This is a genomic window from Streptomyces griseorubiginosus (assembly GCF_017614965.1).
Lineage (GTDB): Bacteria > Actinomycetota > Actinomycetes > Streptomycetales > Streptomycetaceae > Streptomyces > Streptomyces griseorubiginosus_B.
On sequence record NZ_WVUG01000348.1, the window covers coordinates 1 to 8,855 of the forward strand.

Annotated in this window: 6 protein-coding genes; 4 read left to right on the plus strand and 2 right to left on the minus strand. The window is 71.2% G+C overall.

Going from position 1 to position 8,855, the window contains the following annotated elements:
- From GRC12_RS38220 to GRC12_RS38235, 4 genes are all read left to right on the plus strand, one after another.
- Nucleotides 1–1,706 (plus strand): beta-galactosidase (locus tag GRC12_RS38220; RefSeq protein ID WP_208784881.1); only part of this gene is annotated, 1,706 nt, incomplete at its 5' end.
- A complete protein-coding gene (locus GRC12_RS38225) occupies nt 1,703–3,898 on the plus strand; it encodes a glycosyl hydrolase family 95 catalytic domain-containing protein (RefSeq protein ID WP_208784883.1) in 2,196 nt (731 codons plus the stop codon). The genes GRC12_RS38220 and GRC12_RS38225, both read left to right, overlap by 4 nt.
- A gap of 36 nt (nt 3,899–3,934) precedes the next feature.
- Entirely contained in the window at nt 3,935–4,648 is a 714-nt protein-coding gene (locus tag GRC12_RS38230) for a glycoside hydrolase family 12 protein (protein WP_208784885.1), read from the plus strand.
- Nucleotides 4,649–4,682: 34 nt separating this feature from the next.
- On the plus strand, nt 4,683–5,252 hold the full coding sequence (locus GRC12_RS38235; RefSeq protein WP_208784887.1) for a chorismate mutase: 570 nt from the start codon (nt 4,683–4,685) through the stop codon (nt 5,250–5,252).
- Nucleotides 5,253–5,278: 26 nt separating this feature from the next.
- Here GRC12_RS38235 and GRC12_RS38240 read toward each other — a convergent pair whose 3' ends face one another.
- Nucleotides 5,279–7,336, minus strand: coding sequence for a glycoside hydrolase family 31 protein (locus GRC12_RS38240; RefSeq protein ID WP_208784889.1), 2,058 nt, complete (start codon nt 7,334–7,336; stop codon nt 5,279–5,281).
- A gap of 53 nt (nt 7,337–7,389) precedes the next feature.
- Nucleotides 7,390–8,409 (minus strand): LacI family DNA-binding transcriptional regulator, encoded by a 1,020-nt coding sequence (locus GRC12_RS38245; protein ID WP_208784892.1) that lies wholly within the window; start codon nt 8,407–8,409, stop codon nt 7,390–7,392.
- Nucleotides 8,410–8,855 lie beyond the last annotated feature (446 nt).

The following is an 8,855-nucleotide window of genomic DNA, read 5'->3' on the forward strand; positions in this document are numbered from 1 at the left end:
CGCCCTGGCTGGGGCACCTCCACCCCGAGACCCTGCCCCGTGACGAGGACGGCCGTGTCGAGTGGTGGGGCGGACGGCAGCACTTCTCGCACTCCAGTGCCGTCTACCGCCGCTACGCCGCCGCCATCACCGAGGACCTCGCCGCCCGCTACGGCGGCCACCCCGCCCTCACCATGTGGCACATCAACAACGAGTACTGCACCTACGACTGGGGCGACGAGGCCGCCGCCCGCTTCCGTGACTGGCTGCGGACGAGGTACGGCACCATCGACGCCCTCAACTCCGCCTGGGGAACCGCCTTCTGGAGCCAGCGATACGGGTCGTGGGAGGAGGTGCTGCCGCCGCGTCACGCCCACTATCTGAAGAACCCCGGCCAGGTGCTGGACTTCAGGCGGTTCACCTCCGACATGCTCCTGGAGTGCTACGTCGCCGAGCGGGACATCGTCCGCCGGCACTCCCCGGCCCACATCCCGGTCACCACCAACTTCATGCCGCTGTGGGTCGGACAGGACGCCTGGCGGTGGGCCGCGGAGGAGGACGTCGTCTCCGTCGACCTGTATCCCGACCCGCGTGACCCGTTCGGCGCCCAGCACGGCGCCCTCGTACAGGACATGACCCGCTCCCAGGCCCGGGGTCCCTGGATGCTGATGGAGCAGGCGGCCGGGCCCGTGAACTGGCGGGGCGTCAACCACCCCAAGCCGCGCGGACTCAACCGGCTGTGGTCCCTCCAGGCCGTCGCCCGCGGCGCCGACGCCGTCTGCTACTTCCAGTGGCGGCAGTCACGCCAGGGCGCGGAGAAGTTCCACTCCGGGATGGTCCCTCACGCGGGCGAGGAGGGGCGCACCTTCCAGGAGATCAAGCGGATCGGTGCCGAACTCGCGCGGCTGGGTGGCGAGGTGGCGGGCAGTCACACCGACGGCGACATCGCGATCCTTCACGACTGGCACTCCTGGTGGGCCGCCTCCCACGAGGGCCGGCTCTCCACCGAGGTCGACCACCCGCAGCTCCTCACCGCCTGGCACCGGGCGCTCTGGCAGGCCCACCTCGCCACCGACTTCGCCCACCCCGAGCACGACCTCACCCGGTACAAGCTGGTCGTCGTCCCGCAGTCGTACGCCCTCACGGACGCGGCGACCGACAACCTCCTCTCCTACGTCCGCGGCGGCGGAACCCTCGTCTGCGGTTTCCTGACCGGCGTCGCCGACCAGGACGACCGGGTGCGCCCCGGCGGCATGGACGCCCGGCTGCGCGCACTGCTCGGCATCCGCACGCTGCACGAGTGGTGGCCCCTGGACGAGGACGAGACGGTCGAGACGGACCGGTTCCGCGGGACCCTGTGGTCGGAGGAGATCGACCCCGCCGAGCACGCCTCGGTGGAGGCCGTGTACAAGGGCGGGGAACTCGACGGCCTGCCCGCCGTGCTGCGCAACGGCCGTGCCTGGTACGTCTCCACGCTCCCCGAGCCGCACGCGCTGCGTGTCCTGCTCGCCGGGATCGCGGCCGAGGCAGGGGTCCGTCCCGTCCTCGACGGTCTGCCGGACCAGGTCGAGGCGGTCCGCCGCGGGGACCTGCTCTTCCTGCTCAACCACGGGCGGGAAGCGGTGGCCGTGCAGGTGCCCGGCAGCCATCAGGACCTGCTCACGGGGGTGAAAGTCGGGGGCGATGTCACCCTCGGCAGGTACGGCGTGGTGGTGTTGCGCCCATGACCATCACGCACGGTACCTGGGAACCCCGCCCCGCAGAACGCTGGGAGGACGGCTTCCTCAGCGGCAACGGCCACCACGGCGCCCTTGTGTTCGGCGACCCGGACGACGAGCGGACCGTCGTCACCCATCACGCCCTCGTCCGCCCGAACGGCGGTGAGAAGGCCCGCCCGCCCCGGCTCGCCGCACAACTCCCGCTGCTGAAGGACCGGTTGCTCGCGGGTGAGCTGCGCGCCGCCGAGGCCTTCACCGACGGCCGGGACCTGCAGTGGGTGCAGCCCTTCCATCCCGCCTTCCAGGTACGGCTGCGCAGGGCACCCGGCGAGGAGCCGCGCCCCTACCGCCGCTCGGTCGACTTCACGACCGGTGTCGTCGAGACGGAGTGCGGTGCCCGGCGCGGCCGGGTGTTCGTGTCGCGGGCCGACGACGTGATCGTCCAGTACGCAAGCGGCGGCGACCTCGACATCGCCCTGGACCACCGCCTCCCCGGCGCGCCCCACGGGCTCGCCGTCGGGGACGGTGCCGTGCTCACCCCCGAGGGCGCCCTGCTCACACTGCGCGTCCGCTATCCCGGCAGCGAGACGGCGTACACCGGGCTCACCCTCGTCGTGGCCGAGGGCGGCCGCACGGCGCTCGCGCCGCCCGGGGTCCGGATCACCGGCGCCGGGTCGGTGCTGCTGCTGACCCGGGTCCTGCGGCACACCGGTGAACTGGACACCACCCCGCACGCCCGCGCCCTGCGCGACACGCTGCCGGACGCCGAGGACCCGTACACCGCCCTCCTGGACCGTCACACCGTCCTGCACCGCACCGCCTACGAGCGCGTGACCCTCGAGCTCGGCGCCGATTCGGCCCAACGCGCGCTGCCGGGGTCGGAGTTGCTGACCCTCACCGACAGCCCCGCCCTGCTGGAACGTCTCTTCGCCGCCGGCCGCTACCACCTGCTCTCCGCGAGCGGCCTCAACCCGCCCCGGCTGACCGGGCTGTGGACCGGCGACTGGGACACCGGCTGGTCCGGCGCCTTCACCAACGACGCCAACCTCAACCTCCAGACCGCCTCGGCGGCGGCCGCCGCGCTGCCGGAAGTGACGCGGGCCCACGCCTCGCTGATCCACCGTCAGCTCGCCGACTGGGCGGTCAACGCCCGTACGGTCTTCGGCGCCCGGGGTGTGGTCGCCCCCGCCCACACCGACGGCGAGTCGGGGCTGTCGTACCACTTCAGCCGTGAGTACCCGCTGCATCTGTGGACGGCCGGCGCCGACTGGCTGCTCAAGCCGCTCGTCGACCACGACGAGACCGAGGGCTCCCGCGACCCGCGCACCGCCCACGCCCTCGGCCAGGTCGCCCTGTTCTACGAGGACTTCCTCGACCGCGTCGACGAGGACGGCCATCTCGTCGTGGTCCCCTCCTACTCGCCCGAGAACCGTCCCGCGAACGGGAGTTGGGGCGCCATCAACGCGGCGATGGACCTCTCGGCCGCCCGGCACGCCCTGCTCACCGCCGCCGAATACCATCCCGGCACCCCGGAGGCCGGCCGGTGGCGTGCCCTCGCCGAGCGCCTGCCCCCGCACCGGATCAACGCGGACGGCGCCCTCGCCGAATGGGCCTGGCCCGGCCTGGACGACTCCTACGACCACCGCCATCTCAGCCACCTCTACGGCGTCTGGCCGCTCGACGAGATCACCCCCTACGACACCCCGGACCTCGCGGCGGCCGCGCACCGCGCCCTCGAACTGCGCGGCGCCGAGAACGACTCAGCGCACGGCCATCTGCACCACGCCCTGATCGCCGCCCGTCTGCGCGACGGGGAACGGGTCGCCCACGCCCTCGGGCAGGTCCTGGGGGGCGACTTCTTCCACACCTCGCTGATGAGCGCGCACTACCCGAACCGGGACGTGTACAACGCGGACGCGGCGCACACCCTGCCCGCCGTGCTCGTGGAGATGCTCGTGCAGTCCACCCCGGACCGTCTGGTCCTGCTGCCCGCTCTCCCGGCAGCCTGCCCGACGGGCCAACTCCTCGGTGTCCGCACCCGGTTCGGGGCCGACCTCGACCTCACCTGGAGCCCCCACGAAGCGACCGCGGTGATCCGCCCCACCCGGAACCACCGCGTCGAACTCCGGACTTCCTCCGGCGCACGACCGCTCGACCTCGTCGCCGGAGAAGACCACGTCCTCACCCTGGGGGCGTGGTAACCCCCGCAATTTCCCCCCACCCATGGAAGGGACACCATGGCACACAGCACCCTGCGCAAGGTCACCATGGCCGTGCTGGCCCCGGCGATGGCCCTCGGCGCCACCGTCGGCCTCGCGTCCGCGCCCGCATCCGCCGCCGTCTGGAGCTCCTGCGACCAGTGGGGCAACACCACGCTGAACGGCTACACGCTCTACAACAACATCTGGGGTTCCGGCGCCGGCAGCCAGTGCATCTGGGCCAACTCCGGCACCAACTGGGGCGTCAACGCCAACCACCCCAACACCGGCGGCATCAAGTCCTACCCCAACGCCAAGAAGGTGATCAACAAGTCGATCACCTCGCTCGCCTCGCTCACCAGCGGTTACAACGTCTCGGTCCCGTCGTCCGGCGCCTACAACACGTCGTACGACATCTGGGACACCGGCTACAAGTACGAGATCATGCTCTGGGTCAACAAGACCGGTGCCGTGGGCCCGCTCGGCACCTCGCAGGGCACCGTCACGCTCGGCGGCCACACCTGGACCGTGTACAAGGGCAACAACGGCTCCAACGACGTCTTCTCCTTCGTCCGCACCTCGAACTCGACGTCCGGCACGGTCAACGTCCTGCCCATCCTGAAGTGGATCAAGGACACCAAGGGCTGGTTCGGCAACGTCACCATCGGGGATCTGCAGTTCGGCTTCGAGATCACGTCGTCCTCCGGTGGCCTGAACTTCACCGTCAACAGCGAGAGCGTCAGCAGCAGTTGACCTGAAGGTGGGCGGGCTGGGGTTTGATGAGCACATGCGCATCACCACCCCCCTGAGCACCACAGCGATCGCCGCCGCCGCGCTGCTCGCCCTGCCGGGCACCGCGACGGCGGCCCCCACGTCCTCACCGCTGCTTCCCGTGGTCTCCCTGGCCGCCGAACGCGTCGCCACCGCCGACCTGGTGGCCGCCGCCAAGTGGGGCACCGACAGCCCCATCGACGACCCGGCCCGAGAGCAGCAGGTCCTCGACACGGCTGCCGCGCAGGCCCAGCGGATCGGCGCCGACCCCGACGAGATCCGCCGCGTCTTCCGTGACCAGATCGAGGCCAACAAGATCGTCCAGCGGGCCCTCTACGCCCGCTGGACGGCCCACCCGGACCAGGCGCCGACAACCAAGCCGGACCTGAACGTCGTCCGCCAGACCATCAACCGCATCAACACCGACCTGGTCCAGGCCGTCGCCGACTCCACCCCGCAGCGCGGCACGGCACTCTGCCGCCCCGACCTCGCGGTGGCGGTCATCGAGGTCTCCTCCGCCAAGCACCCCGACCTCCTGCACACGGGGGCGCTGGTACGGTCCCTGGCGTCCGTGTGCCGTAACTGACCTGCGGGGATCCGGTCACGCCGGTCTCAGGGGCGCGGCGGCTCATCCGCAGCGATCGGAAGCCGCGCCCCGTCCCGCAGGAACAGCGGGACACGGTCGAGCGGCGCGTCGACTGTCACCGGCGAACCGCCCTCGTACACCTCGCCCGTCCACGCGTCCGTCCACGTCGATCCTGCCGGCAGATACGCGCCGCGGGTGGTCGCGCCCGCCTCCAGCACAGGGGCCACCAGCAGGTCCCGGCCGAACAGATAGGCGTCGTCTACCGACCAGGCCGCCGGATCCTCCGGAAACTCCAGGAACAGGGGCCGCATCACCGGCAGTCCCTCCTCGTGCGCCTCCCGCATGACCTCCAGCACGTACGGCCTCAGACGCTCACGCAGACGCAGATACCGCTCCAGGATCGCGCCCGCTTCCTCACCGTACGACCAGACCTCGTTCGGACCGCCGGTCATCTCCGGGCCGAGCGGCATCGCCGGGTCACGGAAGCCGTGCAGCCGCATCAGCGGGGACAACGCCCCGAACTGGAACCACCGCACCATGACCTCGCGGTACGCCGGGTCGTCCGGATCGCCGCCGTGGAAGCCGCCGATGTCCGTGTTCCACCAGGGGATGCCGGACAGCGCGGTGTTCAGCCCCGCCGCGATCTGCCGCCGCAGCGTCGGGAAGTCCGTGCCGATGTCACCCGACCACAGGGCCGCGCCGTAGCGCTGACTGCCCGCCCACGCCGAGCGGTTGAGGGTCACGACCTCCTCGCCCTCGGCCCGCAGCCCCTCGTAGAAGGTCCGGGAGTTCTCGGCCGGATAGATGTTGCCGACCTCCAGCCCCGGACCCGCCCAGTACCGCAGGTTCTCCTGGAAACCCGGCTTCAGCTCGGGCTCACAGGCGTCCAGCCAGAACGCCGTGATGCCGTACGGCAGCAGGTAGTTGTCCCGCACCCTCGACCACACGAACTCCCGCGCCTCAGGGTTCGTCGCGTCGTAGAAGGCCACCTGGACCGTCGACGCGACCCCCTTGTCCGGCCAGTCGGCGTGCGCCATCGGCCCGTACTGCGTGCCGATGAAGTAGCCGCGCTGCTCCATCACCGGATGGTTCTCGCTGAGCGGCGACACCGACGGCCACACGCTGACCACCAACTTGATGCCCAGCTCGTCCAGTTCACGGACCATCGCCGCCGGGTCCGGCCACTCGGCCGGGTCGAACCTCCACTCGCCGAGGTGCGTCCAGTGGAAGAAGTCGCACACGATCGCGGAGATCGGCAGCCCGCGACGCCTGTACTCCCGCGCCACCCGCAGGAGTTCCTCCTGCGTCCGGTAGCGCAGCTTGCACTGCCAGAAGCCCGCCGCCCACTCCGGCAGCATCGGCGTCCGGCCCGTCACCGCGCTGTAGCGGCGCTGACCGTCGGCCGGACTCCCCACGGTGATCCAGTAGTCGATCTGCCGGGCCGAGTCGGCCACCCACCGGGTGCCGTTCCCGGCCAGCTCCACCCGCCCGATCGCCGGGTTGTTCCACAGGAAGGTGTAGCCGCGGCTGGAGCACAGCACCGGAATGCCGACCTCGGCATTGCGCTGCACCAGGTCCACGACCAGCCCCTTCTGGTCGAAGCGGCCGTGCTGGTGCTGGCCGAGCCCGTACAGCCGCTCGTCGTCGTAGGCGGCGAAGCGCTGCTCGAGACGGTGGTGGCCGTTGCCCACGGCCGTGTACAGCCGCGACCCCGGCCACCAGAAATGGGCGCGCTCCTCGGCCAGCACCTCGCCGCCGTCCTCGGTGCGCAGGAAACGGAGCAGGCCCTCGGCGCTCACCTCGACGGTCAGCGCGCCGACGGTCAACCGCCCCTCGCCGTCCCCGATCTTGACGCTGCTCTCGGTGGCCGGCGCCGCGTCGAGCAGCGCACCCGGCAGCCCCTCCAGGACCGGTCCGCCGAGCCGGGCACGCACCCGGACCGCGTCCGGCCCCCACGGCTCGACGCGCAGGGTCTCCTGGCGACCGCTCCACTCCAGCGCGCCGTCCCGCTCACGGAAGGTGCCGACGGTGGGCGACGACTGCGCGAGGCTGACCTGATGCCGCTGATCGGCGGGCTGGTTCACGAAGGGTGCTCCCGGAAGTTCGTGCGGGTGCCGGCGGGCACCCGGAAGCGGGGTCAGGAAGTACGGCCGGAAGGAGCCGGGCCCGTACTCGCCCGGACCGTCAACTCGGGTGCGATCAGCACCACTTCGTCCGTCCCCCGGCCGTCGAGCTTGGCGACCAGGTGCTCCACGGCGTACCGGCCCATCTCCTGCGCGGGGATGGCCACGGACGTCAGCCGCACCGAGGCCTGGACGGCGACCTGTTCCGGACAGACCGCCACCACGGACACGTCCTCGGGAACGGCACGGCCCCGCTGACGCAGTAGGGCGAGCAGGGGCTCCACCGCCGACTCGTTCTGCACGACGAACCCGGTGGTGCCCGGGCGCTCGTCCAGGATGCGGGCGAGCGTCACGGCCATCGCGTCGTACCCGCCCTCGCACGGCCGGTGCAGCAGCCGTACCCCCAGCTCCCGGGCGCGCGAACGCAGTCCGTCCAGTGTGCGCTCCGCGAAACCGGTGTGCCGCTCGTAGACCGCCGGGGCCTCGCCTATGACAGCGATGTCACGGTGACCGAGCATCGCCAGATGCTCCACACACAGCGCGCCCGTCGCCCGGAAGTCCAGGTCGACGCAGGTCAGACCGGTCGTCTCGGCGGGCAGCCCGATCAGCACCGACGGCTGGTCGGTGCCGCGCAGCAACGGCAGCCGCTCGTCGTCGAGTTCGACGTCCATCAGGATCATCGCGTCCGCCAGCCCGCTGCCGGTGACCCGGCGGACGGCGTCCGGGCCCTCCTCGCCGGTCAGCAGCAGCACGTCGTACCCGTGCGTGCGGGCCGTCGTGGCCACCGCGATGGCGATCTCCATCATCACCGGCACGTACATGTCGGTGCGCAGCGGGACCATCAGCGCGATGATGTTCGACCTGCTGCTGGCGAGCGCCCGGGCGCCCGCGTTCGGGTGGTAGCCGAGCAAGCGGATGCTCTGCTCGACCCGCTGCCGGGTGGTCGCGGAGATGGACCGCTTGCCGCTGAGGACATAGCTCACCGTGCTCGCCGAGACTCCGGCGTGCTGGGCGACCTCGGCGAGGGTGACCATCCAGCTCTCCAAGCGGTGTGAAGCGCTTCGACAGCGCGCATGACTGACAGGGGTGGGTGTGGGGGTGGTCCGACACTAGCTCCGCCACCCCTGGGTGTCCATAGTCTGTCGAAGCGCTTCGACAGACTTTCTCGCACCAAGACGATGAAGGTGGATGTCAGCCTAGACACCCTTCGGCCGAACGGCCGCGCGAAGGGTGGTGGGGTCGCCCGGTATCGGGTACATACGATCGGGTAGCACCCGTCGGTAACCAATACGCCCAAGATCCCCCTTCGCGACGAGGTGAGCCGCATGTCCGCCAGCCCCGCCAAGCCCACCGTCTCCGAACGTGAGGCCCGCCAGGTGGCCGAGGCGGCCCGGGAACAGGAATGGCGCAAGCCCAGCTTCGCCAAGGAACTGTTCCTCGGCCGCTTCCGCCTCGACCTGGTCCACCCCCACCCCACCCC